This is a genomic window from Rhizobium sp. CG4 (genome assembly GCF_023701965.1).
In the GTDB taxonomy this organism is placed as follows: domain Bacteria; phylum Pseudomonadota; class Alphaproteobacteria; order Rhizobiales; family Rhizobiaceae; genus Agrobacterium.
Genome location: NZ_JABAEG010000005.1, coordinates 194,931 through 211,531 on the forward strand (window position 1 = coordinate 194,931; position 16,601 = coordinate 211,531).

Genomic DNA, 16,601 nt, shown 5'->3' on the forward strand with positions numbered 1-16,601 from the left:
CTCATGGACGAAGAACAGTCAGGTCAGCACGCGCGCCAGCGCATCGACAAATGGCTGTTCTTCGCTCGCATGGCGAAATCCCGTTCAATCGCGCAAAGCCATGTCCAGTCCGGCCATGTGCGTGTCAACGGAACAGTCATCCGGCAGGCAAGCCATATGGTGAAGCCGGGTGACAAGCTGGAAATCAGCTTCGACCGAATGGATCGTATTCTTGTCGTGAAGTCGGCTGGTGACAGACGCGGACCTTATGAGGAAGCCAAACTCCTCTATGATGACCAGACGCCACCGCGTGAAAAGACGACGCGGTTGACCCTGCTTGAGCAGGCGGTACGGCAGCCGGGAGCAGGGCGGCCGACCAAAAAAGAGCGTCGTGAACTGGATAAGTTCATCAATACTGCCAACGACGTTTCCGACTAGAATATATGACTAAATCACACATGTTTTGTGAAATAATTATTCTTGCCTTCACTGTGTAAAGGCATTACGTCACTGGCAAAAATACCAATACCGCAAGTCCGGGCTGCGGATTTTTGCCAAAGCCTTCATTCCCGGAACGTGTATTCTGGAGTTCTTCATGACATATGTCGTGACCGACAATTGCATTCGCTGCAAATATACTGACTGCGTTGAAGTCTGCCCTGTGGACTGCTTCTACGAGGGTGAGAACTTCCTCGCCATCAATCCCGATGAATGCATCGACTGTGGCGTATGCGAACCGGAATGTCCCGCCGAAGCCATCAAGCCGGACACCGAGCCAGGTCTTGATGAGTGGCTGAAGCTGAACGCCGAATATTCGCAGATCTGGCCTAACATCACCATCAAACGTGACGCGATGCCTGAAGCCAAGGAAATGGATGGCGTCTCAGGTAAGCTGGCGCTGTATTTCTCTGCCGAACCCGGTAGCGGCGACTGATACGGTTTTGATAAGCCTGGAAATGGAAAAGCCCTTGTTGCTGCTGCACAAGGGCTTTTGTGTATCTGTTACCCGCTGCGGCCGGATTGCAGTGTGGTAGACAACAGCGTCAGAAGAGCCACGCTGTCCTCCAGGCTTTGACGCTGGCGGCTCTGCAGGATCGCGGCCTGCAACCGGTTCATCTCACGCGCAATCGCCGCTGGCTGCCATGTACGCAGCGCACGCTCGATGATCGGCTTGCGGCGGAAATGGATATGCCGGCCAAGTGTCTGCATGACCTGGCCTGCCTGCAGTTTTTTTTCGTCCATTTCCGCGCGCATCTGGTCCAGAAGCTGGAATTGGCGAAGGCAGCCTTGCAACACCAGAAAGATTGGCGTTTTGGACGATACGATTTTTTGCGTCGCATGGAAAAATGCGTTGCGGTCACCCTTCAGGATGGCGTCTACCGCATCGTCTGCGGATATCGCGCTGGCATCACCAATAATGGCCAGCACGTCCTCTTCCTCGATAACGCTTTTTCCACGGCAGTAGAGGCCCAGCTTGCGGATTTCGTTGCGCGAGGCAATGCGATCACCCCCCAGCGATTCGATCAGCCTCTGGCGGGCTGCAGGCGCTATTCTCAACTCATCCTGAGTCAGTTCATGATCAATCAGGGCGTTGAGCGCTCGGGCATCGTCGGCATAGCAGGGAATGATGGCGATATCTCTGGATGCCTCAGCGATCTTGCGAAGGCCGGTCCCTTTTTTCAGATCTCCGGCTTCGATGATCAGGAATGCAGATTGCGGAGGGGTCTCGTTGAGAACCTGCAATGCGTCGACCAAAGCTTTTTCGTTTGCCGCACCCTTGACCCATACCAGCTTTTCGCCACCGAACAGTCCGATAGCGTTGACTTCATCCAGCAAGCGGCCAGGATCGCCCTGCAAATCGCCGACGTTCAGTTTGAGTGAGGAGAAAGCGTCGTTGGCATCAATGCCTGTCTTGGACGCGATTAGCGATGCACGCTCCGATACGAGGCCGCGATCGGGACCGTAGACGACAAACATGCGAAACCGCTCCGCCGGTTTTTCGGCGAAGCGGTCAAATTCATGGGACTTTATTTCCGCCATGCCGGCGTCTCAACGGCTCAGTGCAGAGGCGATGTCCGTACGGATCACTTCCGCGACTTCACGCACGGCACGGTCCTGTGCATCACGGATCGCACGCATATTGGCGAATTGCTGCTGCGGAAGGTCAACCATCGAGGTCACCGTCCGAGTAGCGGAGCGAATGACCTTCTGGTCGGAAATGCGAACCAGAACATATTGTGCGGATACGTCGACACGGCCTGGATAATGACCTTCAAACGTATTGTCCGGCAGGTTCAGATAGAGGTCATTGTCGTTTACCTCTGTCGAGGTCGACGATGACGACACAACGAGCTTCACCTCGTATTCCGGCTTCACAGGTTCACCTGCTCCACCAGCGGACTTGAAGATCAGTTCATTGCGCAGAGCCTGCGCAATGCGGCCAGTCACCGGTGCGTACTGCACCGATGCCAGCTTTTCAGTGGTGCCTGATTCCTTGGAATACAGCGGGCGCACCTGACAGCCGGCGAGAGCACCGGACAAAACAATTGCGCAAACCACGAACGCGATGCGGCTCCATCCGGAAGAGACGTTAGACGACAATGTTCACAATCCTTTGAGGAACCACAATGATCTTTTTCGGCGCGTTACCTGCCAATGCCGTGACAACGGCATCGAGCGCAAGCACGGCAGCTTTGACGGCATCTTGATCCGCATCGCGCGCGATTGTCAATTCTGCACGTTTCTTGCCGTTGATCTGTACTGGCATAACGACTTCATTTTCCTCAACCAGCTTTGCAATGAATGCTGGCCAAGGGGTTTGAGCAACGAGGCCGTCATTGCCAATTACAGTCCAGCACTCTTCCGCCAGGTGCGGCGTCATCGGTGCGATCATGCGAATAAGGATTTCAGCGGCATCACGTGCTGCTGCCTTGTCCGCATCGGATTTGCCACCGGCTGCGATATCGGCAAACGGGCCGGCAATGGTGTTGACCAATTCGTAGATGCGGGCAATTGCCTTGTTGAATGCCAGCTTGTCCAGGTCTTCCTGCACTGCCTTCAGCGTCTTGTGCGCGGCCTTGGACACTGCCAGAAGCGGGCCTTCGGTTGCCGGAGCCGCCTTGACAGTCTTCAGTTCGTCGGCAGCCTCGCCAATGATGCGCCAGACGCGCTGCACGAAGCGGTGTGCGCCTTCAACGCCAGATTCTGACCAGATCACGTCACGATCAGGTGGTGAATCGGACAGTACGAAGAAGCGCGCGGTGTCAGCACCGTAGGACGCGATGATATCATCGGGATCGACAACGTTTTTCTTCGACTTCGACATCTTTTCGATGGAGCCGATTTTGACCTCTTCGTCGTTCGACAGCAGGAAAGCACGACGTGTGCCGTCGGCCTCGTCAATCCGCAGGTCCGCTGGCGGCACCCATTCGCGGCTCATACCTTCGCCACGGCTGTAGGTTTCGTGCACGACCATGCCCTGTGTGAACAGGCCCTTGAAGGGCTCCTTCACATCCACATGTCCTGTTTCCCGCATGGCGCGCGTAAAGAAACGCGAATAGAGCAGGTGAAGTATCGCGTGTTCGATACCGCCAATATACTGATCGACTGGCAGCCAGTGGTTGGCGACCCTCGGATCTGTCGGCTTGTCTTCCCATGGCGCCGTAAAGCGGGTGAAGTACCAGCTGGAATCGACGAATGTATCCATTGTGTCTGTTTCACGACGTGCATCCTTACCGCATTGCGGGCAGGAAACGTGGCGCCATGTGGGATGGCGGTCCAGCGGGTTGCCAGGAACGTCAAACGTTACATCGTCAGGCAGCTTGACCGGCAGGTCCTTCTTCGGAACCGGCACGACGCCGCAGACTTCGCAGTGAATGACCGGGATCGGGCAGCCCCAATAACGCTGGCGTGAAATACCCCAGTCACGCAGGCGGAAGTTCACCTTGCGCTCGGCCTGTGGCTCATTGCCCAGCGTCTGTGCCGACAGCTTGGAAACAACGGCTTCAAAGGCGTCGGTGGTTGTCATGCCGTCGAGGAAACGTGAGTTGATCATCACGCCGTCATCGACATAGGCCGTGTCGCCAACCGCAAATGTCTGCGCATCTTCGCCTTCCGGCATAACGACAGCGACAACCGGCAGATCGTATTTGCGTGCGAAATCAAGGTCACGCTGATCGCCGGACGGGCAACCGAAAATCGCGCCAGTACCGTAATCCATCAACACGAAGTTGGCGATGTAAACGGGCAGTTCCCAGGATGCGTCCAGTGGGTGAACGACCTTGACGCCGGTATCCATGCCCTTCTTTTCAGCGGTTTCCAGTGCTGCCAGCGATGTGCCCTGACGGCGGCATTCTTCGCAGAATGCAGCAATCTCAGGGTTGTTGGCAGACAATGCGCGGGCCAGCGGATGGTCGGCAGAGATGGCCAGGAACGATGCGCCAAACAGCGTGTCAGGGCGTGTGGTGTAGACGGTAACGTCAGAGAAACCCTGTGGCGCGGTTGCAGCCACGGTTTCCCAACGCAGCGAGAGGCCTTCGGACTTGCCGATCCAGTTCTTCTGCATCAGACGTACTTTTTCTGGCCACTGGTCGAGCGTGTCCAGCGCTTCCAGAAGATCTTCCGCAAAGTCGGTGATCTTGAAGAACCACTGAGTCAGCTCGCGCTGTTCAACCAGAGCGCCGGAGCGCCAGCCACGACCATCGATAACCTGCTCATTGGCAAGAACGGTGTGGTCGACCGGGTCCCAGTTGACCTTTGACTGCTTGCGATGAACCAGGCCCTTTTGCATGAAGTCGATAAAGAGCGCCTGCTGGCGATGGTAATATTCCACGTCGCATGTCGCGAACTCACGGCTCCAATCCAGGGACAGACCCATGGACTTCAGCTGGTTACGCATGGTTGCGATGTTCTGATAGGTCCAGTCCTTCGGGTGAACCTTGTTCTGCATGGCGGCGTTTTCAGCAGGCATGCCGAATGCGTCCCAACCCATTGGATGCAAAACATTATAACCGCGGGCACGCTTGTAGCGCGCGACGACATCACCCATGGCGTAGTTGCGTACGTGGCCCATGTGGATGCGGCCCGACGGATAGGGAAACATCTCAAGAACGTAGTACTTCTCGCGCGGGTCGTCGTTATCGGTTTCGAAGACCTTGTCTTCGTTCCACTTCTGCTGCCAGCGTGGCTCGGCATCGCGAGGATTGTAACGTTCGGTGGCCATTCTCAAAATCCGGTATCCATGGGAAAATTGCGCTGACCTTCACCATGAAACAGCCGGTGCGTCAAGTTTGGTGGCATCACAGGGCGTTCAAACTTTGCAATTGGCACACAAAGGGCACAAAGCGGCTTGGCTTTCGATAGTGTGGCGTCTAGGTAATTGCTGGTATTATCAGGAATGAAAGCGGCATCATGGAAATCGAAGCACGCCTCGCAGAGGTCAATAACCGCATAACAACAACGGCCAAGAAATCCGGTCGCAAGACTGGCGATGTCGCACTTGTTGCGGTTTCAAAAACGTTCGATGCCGATGATATCAGGCCGGTGATTGCGTGCGGGCAGCGGATTTTCGGCGAAAACCGCGTCCAGGAAGCGCAGGGCAAGTGGCCTGACCTGAAGCAGGAAACCGCTGATATTGAACTGCGGCTGATCGGACCTCTTCAATCCAACAAGGCGGCCGATGCCGTGGCGCTATTTGACGTGATCGAAAGCGTTGACCGGGAAAAGATTGCCCGGGCACTGGCGGACGAATGCCAGAAGCAGGGCCGTACACTTCGCTTCTATGTGCAGGTCAATACCGGGCTGGAGCCGCAGAAGGCGGGCATTGATCCGCGGGAAACCGTTGCATTTGTAGCTTTATGCCGCGATGAGCTGAAACTTCCCGTCGAAGGGCTGATGTGTATTCCTCCAGCCGATGAGAACCCAGGTCCACATTTTGCGCTGCTGGCCAAAATTGCCAAGGAGTGTGGCTTGAACAAGCTTTCCATGGGCATGTCCGGGGATTTTGAAACGGCGATCGAATTCGGCGCAACCAGTGTGCGGGTCGGGTCGGCCATCTTCGGATCGCGCTGAATATCGTTTTAAAGACCCGTAAAATGAAAAGCCCCGGCAAAACCGGGGCTTTCGTTTGCAAGGCACAAGCCTTGCGTATCCTGTCGCTTATTCAGCGGCGTCGGCGGAATCAGCGTTGAGCTGACCGTATTTTTCTTCGCCAATCTTGCCGAGAAGCTCAAGTTGGGTTTCGAGGAAGTCGATGTGACCTTCTTCATCGATCAGCAGTTCTTCGAACAGCTTCATCGATACGTAGTCACCGACCTCATAACAGATGTCACGCGACTTTTTGTAGGATGCGCGTGCGTCGTATTCGCCAGCCAGATCAGCTTCCAGCACTTCCTTGACGTTCTGGCCGATGCGCAGCGGTGCAACGGTCTGCAGGTTCGGATGACCCTCAAGGAAGATGATGCGGTTGATGATCTTGTCGGCGTGCTGCATCTCTTCGATGGATTCAGCGCGTTCCTTCTTTGCGAGCTTGGTGTAGCCCCAGTCGTCAAGAAGGCGATAGTGCAGCCAGTACTGGTTTACAGCACCGAGTTCGAGGAACAGTGCCTCGTTAAGCCGCTCGATGACTTTTTTGTCGCCTTTCAATGTCCGCTCTCCTGTTTTCATCATGGAACTGTCTCAGGCGGGACATGAAATCAAAAACTTCGGCTTCCGTCGAGTGGTGACGGGCGTGGTATTCTTCGGTTGTCTTGATGATAAGGTCTACGACGGTCGGAAAACAGCCGCAGCAGCGTCCCCGTTTTTCCATCGCGTGGTACACTTTTGCAGGAACGATGAGCTGCCAACAGTCTTCGTCCAGGAGCTCGTTAATGACGTCCCGGATGTCGTGGTCAGTGATGTAATTGCAGCTACAAACCAGCATGGTGAAGTTAGACCGTACTACGCAACATATTGTTTTTGCACTTAAAGCAAAACAGGATGCTAATTGTCAAGAAAAAGCATCGTCAAATTGTTTTCCCAGTAAATTAGATTCATTCTAAACTTGATAAAATTTATCGTATTTTCATTTACTTAGTGAATTCAGCGAGCGTAAAAATTTTAGTATTCTTATTTTCAATTCTCTAATAACTGCGACAAAATGCCGCAGTTATTAATACGCGATGTTTGTAATTCCACAGGCGATAAAACGAAAGGTTGTAGTCGTTACTCACACTGCCTTAACACACATGGCGATACCCATGCCGCCACCAATACAAAGGGTGGCCATTCCCTTGCTGACGTTACGGCGCTTCATCTCAAACAGCAGCGTATTGAGAACACGGGCACCGGAGGCCCCGATTGGGTGGCCAATCGCAATAGCGCCGCCGTTGACATTGACGATGGCCGGATCGAGTTCCAGATCCCTTACAACTGCGCAAGATTGGGCGGCAAATGCTTCATTCGCTTCTACCAGTCCCAAGTCTGACGTCGACCATCCCGCCTTTGCAAGCGCCTTGCGAGAGGCAGGGATCGGCCCTGTTCCCATGATGCTCGGATCCACACCGGCAGTTGCCCATGAAACAATACGTGCCAGAGGCAGGATATCACGTTGCCGCGCTGCATTTTCCGTCATCAGCAGGACGGCTGCTGCGCCATCGTTAAGCCCTGATGCGTTCCCGGCGGTGACCGTACCGTCTTTGTCGAAGGCTGGTTTCAGTTTCGCAAGCAGTTCGATGGTGGAGCCCGCCCTGATATATTCGTCCTTGTCGACGATGATCTCGGCCTTGCGGCTCTGGATGGTGAAGGGCACGATCTCGTCGTCAAAACGGCCGGCGGCCTGAGCGGCCTCTGCCTTGTTCTGCGATGCCACAGCAAAGCTGTCTTGAACCTCGCGTGACAAATCCCACTGGCGGGCAATATTTTCAGCGGTGATGCCCATGTGGTAACCGTGGAAGGCGTCGATCAGGCCGTCCTTCAGCATGGTATCAACCATCTTGAAGTCACCCATTTTTACGCCACCGCGCAAATGCGCGCAGTGTGGCGCCATCGACATCGATTCCTGACCGCCAGCCACGATGATCTCGGCGTCACCGGCAACAATCTGCTGCATGCCAAGTGCGATCGCACGCAGGCCGGAGCCACATAGCTGGTTGATGCCAAAGGCGGTTGCCTCCTGCGGGATACCTGCGCTCATCGCGGCCTGACGTGCAGGGTTCTGTCCAGCGCCAGCGGTGAGTATCTGGCCAAGAATGACTTCGTCGACTTCGGATGCTTCGACATTTGCCCGTTGCAGAACGGCCTTTATGACCGCTGCGCCCAGTTCATGGGCTGGTGTGTTGGCAAAACTGCCATTGAATGAGCCTACCGCAGTGCGCGCAGCGCTGGCGATGACGATGGACGGGGAAGTCATGCTCTGTCTCCTCTTGAGAGGGCGGAGACTGTCAAAGCATATCAGCCAAGTCAAATGTTGTTCACGCAGGCTTTGAGAAGCAATCGGCATGACTGCAGTGCACATTATGCTATTGCGACGCACAATTCTGTTGTCATAGCGTCACATTTGCGCTTACACTTGCCGACGGGAGAGCATGAAACACCATAGATTTATAATTTGCTATATCGTGAGGAGGCGAGAATGGCGAAGCGCATCAGTGATGAGATAATCATCAAGAAATACGCCAATCGGCGTTTATACAATACCGGCACCAGCACCTATGTAACGCTTGACGATCTGGCCCAGATGGTCCGGCGGGAAGAGCAGTTCAAGGTTCTTGATGCCCGGACATCTCAAGACATTACCCACACCGTTCTGACGCAGATCATTTTCGAGCAGGAAGCGAAAACCGAAAATTCGCTGCTGCCCGTATCGTTCCTGCGCAAGCTGATTTCCTATTACGGCGATCAGATGCAGACGCTCGTACCGGCATTCCTTGACCAGTCACTCCGGTCTTTTTCGGAGCAGCAGGTACAGATTCGCGATCAGGTGAACCGCACTTTCGGTAACACGCCGCTTGCCAAGGATATTCCCGTTCCGGCCGTGGATGAACAGGTGCGTCGCAATACAGAAAATTTTCGTCAGAACCTTCAGGCTTTTTCACCATTCCTGGCAACCAAACCAGCCAGCGATCGTGAACCAAGACTTGGTGCATCGGAAATCGATGATTTGAAAGCACAGTTGAAAGTCATCCAGCACCGTCTGGATCGCCTCGACCACTGAATGAGCGGCGATATGAGGCATTGGGAGGTGCCTCATATTCCTCATCAGCAGTTTCGTCTTAGGGGGCTGTTTTGATTGTGTCGGGAACGCGCAACATCAGCAGCAGCCCGGCTACCAGAAAGATAAGCAACGTTGCCATGCCAAGGTGCGCAGAGCCCGTGGCATAGGTCACGATTGAGAAAAACAGTGTGGCCATGAAACTTGTGGCACGGCCGGTTAGCGCATAGACGCCGAAATATCGGCCAGCTTCCGACAGAGCGACATTCCTTGCCAGATAGGAACGTGACGAAGCTTGTACTGGACCAAAGGCAAAACCGATCAGAATGCCAAACAGCAGATACGCCTTTTCGGCCCCGGTGGCAAAAATCCCGCCATTGTCGTCCTGCGATAATTGCAGCAGTCCAAATAGGGTCGAACCTCTTTCCGTTGAAACGATGCCCAACGTCGCCACAAGCAGCAATATGAGGCTGATCAGGATGGTTGTTCGGGAGCCAATACGGCTATCGAGCGAGCTCGCAATCATGCATCCAAAAATCGCGACGACATTGAGGATGATGCCGTAAATGCCGATTTCCATGGTTGCCCAGCCGAACATGCCGGCCGCGAAAACCCCACCCAAGATCAGCAGTCCGTTTACGCCGTCCTGATAGATCATCCGTGCAATCAGAAAGCGCGTCAGGGAAGGTCTGTTGCGCAGTTCCTGCAAGGTGCCACGCAGTTCTAGAATGCCTTGGCGGATCGCTGTCTTAAATGCCAGGCCTTTGGGAGCATCTGGCGTAAACAGAAACATGGGTATGACAAAAATTAGATACCAGACGGCCGAGATGGGACCTGTTATCCGGGCGTCTTCGCCTTGTTCCGGATCAAGCCCGAAGAGTGGCTGCACACCAATGATCGTAGTGCCTTTTTGTGGGTCTGCGGCCAGCAAAGCCACCACGCCGATCAGAACGATCATGCCACCGAGATAACCCAGCCCCCAGGCGATATTCGAAAGCCTGCCGATCTCGCGTGAGGGTACCAGCCTCGGCATCATCGAATCGTTAAAGACGATTGAAAACTCTGCGGCAATCGAGGCGAGAATCATAAACAGTACCGGCCACAGGATGGGCGATCCGGGGGCGGCACACCACAGCATGAACAGGCTGGCGATCTTGATAGTCGCAAAAAAGGCGATCCACGGCTTTCGCGCGCCGGACTGGTCGGCAATTGAACCGAGAACCGGCGACAGGATGGCAATAATGATCGACGAGATGGTTGCAGTATTGCTCCACATTGCCTGTGCAGAGACGGGGTCGCTCGTGAGGCGCGATACGAAATAGGGTCCGAAGATGAAGGTGGTGACAACCGTAAAAAAGGGCTGGGCTGCCCAGTCAAACATAATCCATCCGCGAATGCCGCGTTTGCTGACGGCTGTCTCAATCGAAGTCTCGGTCAAAGGCAGCCCCGTTTTGGCAAGGGATCAGATAATAGTACGTCTCTTCAATAGTGAAAGATGCCCGGCTCCGCCATGGTGACGGAGCCGGGCATGGTTGTTTTTTAGACCTTGTCCTGCGCGATATCGGACAGCAGGCTGGCTGCTACCGTCAACCGTGCCAGATTAAGTTCACTGGTATCCGTCAGGCTGGAAAGCTCCGAGGCAATACGGTTCACGCGTACGCGGTCAGCCGCGTACCATGCCTGCACCGGATCTTTTTCCTTGGGATATGCAGTCAGCGCCGAGATGACGATGCGGCGGCGTGAGGAGGCAATCAGGTCCTGTCCACGTGACAGGGCGAGGCTCTCGTAGTGGTCGCCGGTGATGATACGGCTGCTTGCTTCCAACAGTCTGGTCACGCGGAAGGTGGTCGACACGGAAGCGTAGCTTTCTGCCGCACGCGTCAGCGTGGTGCCAGCACGTTCCGTGATCTGCATGATTTCCGGTGTGAAGACCAGATGTGCGAGGACGGAGAGTTCTTTCTCCAGTTCTGTTGGCACACCGTTTTCTTCCAGAACATCCGCCGATGGCAAACGCTTGACGAGCAGCGGCTGCAGGCTCTTGATCGCATCTTTGAGACGGGCAATGCCATCGCCCATCGAGCGGTCATCCATTGTTTGGGTCTGCAGGAACAGCCGTGTCGCATCCAGGAAAATCTGCGAGACACGAGCATAGAGACCGTTCTGGATATCGCCCGGCAGAGCATTGTCGAGCTTGTCGATTGCGTTCCACAACCGGTCAAGACCAAAACCGTCCTGCACGATGATTGCGGCTTTCACCACGTCAGCGGCAAGCAAACCGCTGGCATCGCACAGTTTCTGCACAAAGCCCGGGCCGCCACGATTGACAACATCGTTGGCGAGTACCGTTGCGATGATTTCACGGCGCAGACGATGGGCTTCGATGTCGCCGGCATAGTTCTTCTGCATTTTTGCCGGGAAGTAGGAAACCAGCAGATGCTGCAGATAGGCGTCGTCAGGCAGATTGCTGGCCACCAGCGTATCGAACAGTGTCAACTTGGCATAGGACAGCAGGACGCCGATTTCCGGACGGGTCAGCAGTTTTCCGGCGGTGTAGCGCTCGGTGAACTCCGCGTCATTCGGCAGGGTTTCTACCTTGCGGTTCAGTTTGCCGGCCGCTTCCAGTGCGCTCATCAGGCGTCCCAGTTCTTCACGGTTTTCCAGCCCCTTGCGTTCGGCAAGCGAGATGGCCAGCGATTGCAGGTAGTTGTTGCGCAGAACAAGCGAAGCCACTTCACTGGTCATCGAAGACAGCAGCTGGTTGCGCTTGTTGATGGGCAGTCTGCCATCCTTCACCGCCGGTGACAGGGCGATCTTGATGTTCACCTCAACGTCAGAGGAATTAACACCGGCAGAGTTATCGATGGCGTCAGAGTTGCATCGACCACCGGTCAATGCATAGGCGATACGGCCCTTCTGGGTTACGCCGAGGTTGGCGCCTTCACCGATTACCTTGGCAAGAACCTCGCCAGCATTGATGCGAATGGCATCATTGCTGCGGTCACCGACTTCGGTATTGGTTTCTGCGGCCGCCTTGATGTAGGTGCCGATGCCGCCAAACCACATCAGGTCAACAGGCGATTTCAAGATCGCGGTCATGATTTCAGCCGGTGTTGCCACGGCCTTGTCGATGCCGATTGCCGCGACGGCTTCCGGTGTCAGTGTTACAGATTTTTCCGCACGCGAGATAATCATCGCGCCCTTGGACAGCGTGGCGCGATTGTAATCCTGCCAACTGGAGCGCGGCAGATCGAACAGGCGCTTTCTCTCAGCGAAGGAAACATCCGTGTCCGGATTCGGATCGATAATGATGTCACGATGGTCGAATGCCGCGATCAAGCGAATTTTCTCCGACAGCAACATGCCGTTGCCGAACACGTCACCGGACATGTCGCCCACACCGGCAACGGTGAATGGTGTCGTCTGAATATCGATATTCAATTCACGGAAGTGGCGTTTCACCGTTTCCCATGCGCCGCGTGCGGTAATACCCATCTTCTTATGGTCGTAACCGGCGGAACCACCCGAGGCAAAGGCGTCATCCAGCCAGAAACCGGCGTCCTGAGCCAGACCATTGGCTGTATCTGAGAAGGTGGCCGTACCCTTGTCGGCTGCCACCACGAAATACGGGTCGTCACCATCAAGACGCAGCGTATCGGCGGGTGCAATAATGTCGTCGCCGACAATATTGTCGGTGATGGACAGAAGCGTGCGGATATAGGTCTTGTAAGCTTCACGACCAGCGTTGAAGATTTCATCACGGCTGCCACCAACTGGCAGGGTCTTCGGGAAGAAACCGCCCTTGGCACCAACCGGAACGATCACGGCATTCTTGACCTGCTGAGCCTTGACCAGACCGAGAACTTCGGTGCGGTAATCCTGGCCGCGATCCGACCAGCGCAGACCACCGCGTGCGACTTTACCGAACCGCAGGTGAACACCCTCGACTTCGGTGCCGTATACGAAGATTTCGCGGAACGGACGCGGGTCTGGTAGACCATCCAGCAATTGCGGATCGAACTTGAAGGCCAGCATTGCCTTTGGCGTGCCGTCTTCATTCTTCTGGAAATAGTTGGTGCGCAGTGTGGAATCGATGGCATTGACGTAGCGGCGCAATGTGCGGTCTTCATCAATGCTTGGCACCTGTGCCAAGCCGGTTTCAATGGCCTTGTGCAGTTCAGACAGTTTGCGCGGGCGGTTCTTTTCCGACAGCTTCGGATCGAAACCGTGGCGGAACAGTTCAAAGATATCGCGGGCGATATGGGGGTATTTGAACAGCGTCTCAGAAATGTGCTCCTGAGCGTAGACAATGCCGGTTTGGCGTAGGTAACGCGCATAGGCACGCAGTACAGACACTTCACGCACTGTCAGGCCGGTTGCCAGCACAAGGCGGTTGAAGTTGTCGTTGTCGACCTGGCCGCTGAAAGCAGCGAGAAATGCGTCTTCAAGCTGCTGGCCGTGCTTGGCGAGGTCAATCGTCATGCCGTTCTGAATGGAAAGCTCCATGTCATGCAGCACGATATGGCGGTTTTCGTCATCCTTGACGACGCCGATGTCGAATGTGCGTTCGCTGATGACGCTGAAGCCAAGGTTTTCCAGCAAAGGCACGCGGCGTGACAGCGGCAGGTGGCCGTCGCGATGGAAGATCTTGAGGGACAGATGTTCCTGCCGTTCACCGGCCGCACGATAGAACTCGATACGAATTGCATCACCGGCCGCGCAGGCGATGATATCGGTCATATCACCAAAGGCTTCCTCCGGTGTGAAGGCTTCCTTATAAGCCTGATCGACATCCAGTGTCGGTGCACCGGCTTCACCCAGCGCGTCGAAATGGTCGATCCAGCGGGCTGCGATATCGCTGACGGCCTCTTCCAGCTTGTCCTGGGCAATGCGTGGGGTCTTGCCGTCGGTCCGGCCAATAATAAAGTGAACGCGTGCCACCGCACCTTCCGGGAATGCCGGATAATAAGCTGAAACGTGGCCTTCATAGACCTGGCTGAGATAGGCACCGATCTTTTCGCGAACCAGCGAGTTGTATTCCTCACGTGGTACGAACACGATGACCGATACAAAACGATCGAAACGGTCAATACGCGGCAGGACACGCACGCGGGGTCTGTCGATGAGATCCATGATCTGTTCGCTGAAGCGAACCATCACATCATTTTCGATCTGGAACAGATCGTCACGTGGGTAGGATTCCAGCGTGTTCTGCAGAATGCGGCCCGAGTGGCTGTTCTGGTCGAAACCGAAATGCCGCTCGACCGCTGCCGCCTTGGCGCGCAGAAGCGGAATGTGTTTGACCTGACGGGTGTAGGCGGTTGCGGTAAACAGGCCGACGATGCGTAGTTCACCAATGACATTGCCGTCAACATCGAAACGCTTCACGCCGATATAGTCCATATAGGCGCGGCGGTGCACAACGGACTTCACGTTGGCTTTGGTGATGATCAGGAAATCCGGGCCATCAAGGAACGCCAGAATTTCTGGTGTCGTTGTAACGGCATCTTTGCCGAGGCGCAGTACGCGCACATCCGGATTGGTCAGAATGCCGAGCCCGGTTTCATCGCCGCGTTCAACCCTGGCATGTTTGCCCTTGCCGGAATAGGTATAGTCGCGCATGCCAAGGAAAGTGAAGTTGTTGTCACGCAGCCATTCGAGAAAAGCAACAGCCTCTGTGCGCTCGGCCTTGCGACGGTCCGAACCGCGCTCTGCCAACTCGCTGATGGCCGTGTCGAGTTTGGCCAGCATTGGCTTCCAGTCGTTGGAAGCGGAATGAACCTGTTCAAGGATGGTCTGCAGCCGTTCAATGAGATTGGCTGCCGCATGAGCGGCGATCGGTGCGATATGCAGTTGAATTAGACTGATACTGTCTGAAGGGTCGCTATCGCCTGCCGCCAGATGATAATTGTCGCTGGCCTTCTTGTCGGCCACGAGAATAGGGTGAACCGCCAGATAGAGATCGCGGTGGTTGCTGGTGACCTCCCCCATGATGGAATCATAAAGGAACGGCATGTTGCGATCGATGACCGTCAGAATGCAGACAGGAACGCCCTTTGGCGAAACGCCATCAATCTGGCTGATGTCGACATGCGGTTTCTTGCCGTTCCATTTGGCTAACTCATTATAGGTATGGGCTGCGGTTGCTGCCAGCATGGCGGCAGAATAGTTTTCAAGGTCGTCTGCACTTGCACGCCCATAAAGAAGCGCGGTGTCGAGGAATGGCTTTTTCAGTGATTTCGCAACCTCACTGGCCTGAGAGAGCTGTTTTTCTTTCTTGGGATTGTTCCTGTAGACCATGTGTTCCCCCTTGCGGACGACGAATCCAATACAGTTTTGCGATTTTTTGGGCCTCTTGCCCTTCGAATCGCGATCATGGACGCTAAATATGAATAGTTTTGAGGCGGAATCTCGCAAAAATGTCCAAAAACTGAAAATTTGTTTGTAAGGGCGTCCGAATCTCTTTAGGCCGGAAAAATCATCACTGTGGACAGTGTGAAATTAACGGCCAAGCCACCTTATTGCCACCAAAAGCGTGGCCGCTTCGCCACGATTGAAGCAAATTATTGATTTCCACGTATTTTTGTGATACACCAAAAGAACTGATCCACTTAGTGGCATTTTGCGTGCCCGAAACCGCCACGAAAGCAAATATCATTTTGCACGTTGTCTCCGTGACATAGTCTAGTTTTATGTTATCGAATCTACGATTGCGATGGTGTTTTTTTATGCGTGCTGGATTGGATCAGTATGGAGTCACCTGACGGTTTCCCCCGTCTCATACGGGCCTGACCGACCCGAACCCGGAGAAAACTCCGGGTGTGTAACAGGGAGTTTTTAGAACGAATGACGACCCAGCAGAAGAAATCTCCGGCGCGCCACGGATTCAAGACCGGCGAAGCGATTGTATATCCCGCTCATGGAGTCGGCACCATTTCCGCTATTGAAGAGCAGGAAGTGGCTGGCATGAAGCTTGAGCTTTTTGTCATCGACTTCGAAAAGGATAAGATGCGCCTCAAGGTTCCTGTTGCCAAAGCGGTAAGCATTGGCATGCGCAAACTTTCCGAGACTGATTTCGTTGAGCGTGCGCTGAAGGTTGTTCAAGGCAAGGCGAAGGTAAAGCGGACCATGTGGTCCCGCCGTGCCCAGGAATACGATGCCAAGATCAACTCGGGCGATCTGATCGCTATCGCAGAAGTGGTTCGCGACTTGTACCGCGCTGAAAATCAGCCGGAACAGTCCTATTCCGAGCGCCAGCTTTATGAAGCCGCACTTGACCGCATGGCACGCGAAATCGCTGCCGTTAACAAGATGTCGGAAACAGAAGCTGTCCGTCTGGTTGAAACCAACCTCAACAAGGGACCAAAGCGCGGCAAAGTCGTTGAAGAAGACGAAAGCGACGCGGATGATTCCCAGGAAGAAGCTGCATAATCCCAGC

The 16,601-nt window shown here is 54.7% G+C and carries 13 protein-coding genes; 5 read left to right on the forward strand and 8 right to left on the reverse strand.

Features of this window, described 5'->3' with window-relative positions; translation table 11 throughout:
• Positions 1-3 precede the first annotated feature (3 nt).
• Both HGO37_RS16250 and fdxA read left to right on the forward strand, forming a co-directional pair.
• Positions 4-417 (forward strand): RNA-binding S4 domain-containing protein, encoded by a 414-nt coding sequence (locus tag HGO37_RS16250; protein ID WP_250984226.1) that lies wholly within the window; start codon positions 4-6, stop codon positions 415-417.
• Between the two features lie 157 nt (positions 418-574).
• Positions 575-913: a ferredoxin FdxA gene (gene fdxA / locus HGO37_RS16255; RefSeq protein ID WP_192490487.1), complete on the forward strand. Its 339-nt coding sequence runs from the start codon at positions 575-577 to the stop codon at positions 911-913.
• A 68-nt stretch (positions 914-981) separates the two neighbouring features.
• On the opposite strand, the gene holA is transcribed toward fdxA, so the two are convergent.
• Genes holA through leuS form a run of 3 tightly spaced genes read right to left on the reverse strand, consistent with a single transcriptional unit; the run spans position 982 to position 5,200 of the window.
• The gene (gene holA / locus HGO37_RS16260; RefSeq protein WP_250984227.1) at positions 982-2,019 is read right to left on the reverse strand and encodes a DNA polymerase III subunit delta; all 1,038 of its coding nucleotides are present in this window, start codon (positions 2,017-2,019) and stop codon (positions 982-984) included.
• A gap of 9 nt (positions 2,020-2,028) precedes the next feature.
• Positions 2,029-2,580 (reverse strand): LPS assembly lipoprotein LptE, encoded by a 552-nt coding sequence (locus HGO37_RS16265; RefSeq protein ID WP_250984228.1) that lies wholly within the window; start codon positions 2,578-2,580, stop codon positions 2,029-2,031.
• A complete protein-coding gene (gene leuS, locus HGO37_RS16270) occupies positions 2,570-5,200 on the reverse strand; it encodes a leucine--tRNA ligase (RefSeq protein ID WP_250984229.1) in 2,631 nt (876 codons plus the stop codon). Before leuS ends, HGO37_RS16265 begins: the two co-directional genes overlap by 11 nt.
• Before the next feature lie 188 nt (positions 5,201-5,388).
• Between leuS and HGO37_RS16275 the strand changes: the two genes are divergently transcribed.
• A complete protein-coding gene (locus HGO37_RS16275; RefSeq protein WP_250984230.1) occupies positions 5,389-6,048 on the forward strand; it encodes a YggS family pyridoxal phosphate-dependent enzyme in 660 nt (219 codons plus the stop codon).
• A gap of 87 nt (positions 6,049-6,135) precedes the next feature.
• Here the strand turns inward: HGO37_RS16275 and bfr are convergent, their stop codons facing one another.
• From bfr to HGO37_RS16290, 3 genes are all read right to left on the reverse strand, one after another.
• On the reverse strand, positions 6,136-6,621 hold the full coding sequence (bfr, locus tag HGO37_RS16280; RefSeq protein ID WP_250984231.1) for a bacterioferritin: 486 nt from the start codon (positions 6,619-6,621) through the stop codon (positions 6,136-6,138).
• Complete coding sequence (locus HGO37_RS16285; protein WP_192490481.1) at positions 6,587-6,898, reverse strand: (2Fe-2S)-binding protein; 312 nt, start codon at positions 6,896-6,898, stop codon at positions 6,587-6,589. Before HGO37_RS16285 ends, bfr begins: the two co-directional genes overlap by 35 nt.
• Before the next feature lie 285 nt (positions 6,899-7,183).
• Entirely contained in the window at positions 7,184-8,365 is a 1,182-nt protein-coding gene (locus tag HGO37_RS16290; RefSeq protein WP_250984232.1) for an acetyl-CoA C-acetyltransferase, read from the reverse strand.
• A 222-nt stretch (positions 8,366-8,587) separates the two neighbouring features.
• On the opposite strand from HGO37_RS16290, the gene phaR reads away from it, so the two are divergent.
• Complete coding sequence (phaR, locus tag HGO37_RS16295) at positions 8,588-9,169, forward strand: polyhydroxyalkanoate synthesis repressor PhaR (protein WP_192490479.1); 582 nt, start codon at positions 8,588-8,590, stop codon at positions 9,167-9,169.
• Positions 9,170-9,227: 58 nt separating this feature from the next.
• Here the strand turns inward: phaR and HGO37_RS16300 are convergent, their stop codons facing one another.
• Together HGO37_RS16300 and HGO37_RS16305 are read right to left on the reverse strand one after the other, a co-directional pair.
• Positions 9,228-10,547 carry an MFS transporter gene (locus HGO37_RS16300; RefSeq protein ID WP_250984355.1) on the reverse strand — a complete coding sequence of 440 codons (1,320 nt, stop codon included), beginning with the start codon at positions 10,545-10,547 and terminating at the stop codon, positions 9,228-9,230.
• Between the two features lie 158 nt (positions 10,548-10,705).
• On the reverse strand, positions 10,706-15,463 hold the full coding sequence (locus HGO37_RS16305) for an NAD-glutamate dehydrogenase (protein ID WP_250984233.1): 4,758 nt from the start codon (positions 15,461-15,463) through the stop codon (positions 10,706-10,708).
• 546 nt (positions 15,464-16,009) lie between these two features.
• On the opposite strand from HGO37_RS16305, the gene HGO37_RS16310 reads away from it, so the two are divergent.
• A complete protein-coding gene (locus tag HGO37_RS16310) occupies positions 16,010-16,594 on the forward strand; it encodes a CarD family transcriptional regulator (RefSeq protein WP_192490477.1) in 585 nt (194 codons plus the stop codon).
• Positions 16,595-16,601: the final 7 nt, after the last annotated feature.

Excerpts from the sequence above, each read along its gene's own strand:
- HGO37_RS16250 (WP_250984226.1), top strand. The coding sequence starts at position 4 with ATGGACGAAGAACAGTCAGGTCAGCACGCGCGCCAGCGCATCGACAAA.
- HGO37_RS16300 (WP_250984355.1), bottom strand. The coding sequence starts at position 10,547 with ATGTTTGACTGGGCAGCCCAGCCCTTTTTTACGGTTGTCACCACCTTC.
- leuS (WP_250984229.1), bottom strand. The coding sequence starts at position 5,200 with ATGGCCACCGAACGTTACAATCCTCGCGATGCCGAGCCACGCTGGCAG.
- HGO37_RS16310 (WP_192490477.1), top strand. The coding sequence starts at position 16,010 with ATGACGACCCAGCAGAAGAAATCTCCGGCGCGCCACGGATTCAAGACC.
- HGO37_RS16290 (WP_250984232.1), bottom strand. The coding sequence starts at position 8,365 with ATGACTTCCCCGTCCATCGTCATCGCCAGCGCTGCGCGCACTGCGGTA.
- phaR (WP_192490479.1), top strand. The coding sequence starts at position 8,588 with ATGGCGAAGCGCATCAGTGATGAGATAATCATCAAGAAATACGCCAAT.
- HGO37_RS16305 (WP_250984233.1), bottom strand. The coding sequence starts at position 15,463 with ATGGTCTACAGGAACAATCCCAAGAAAGAAAAACAGCTCTCTCAGGCC.
- HGO37_RS16285 (WP_192490481.1), bottom strand. The coding sequence starts at position 6,898 with ATGCTGGTTTGTAGCTGCAATTACATCACTGACCACGACATCCGGGAC.
- HGO37_RS16275 (WP_250984230.1), top strand. The coding sequence starts at position 5,389 with ATGGAAATCGAAGCACGCCTCGCAGAGGTCAATAACCGCATAACAACA.
- fdxA (WP_192490487.1), top strand. The coding sequence starts at position 575 with ATGACATATGTCGTGACCGACAATTGCATTCGCTGCAAATATACTGAC.
- holA (WP_250984227.1), bottom strand. The coding sequence starts at position 2,019 with ATGGCGGAAATAAAGTCCCATGAATTTGACCGCTTCGCCGAAAAACCG.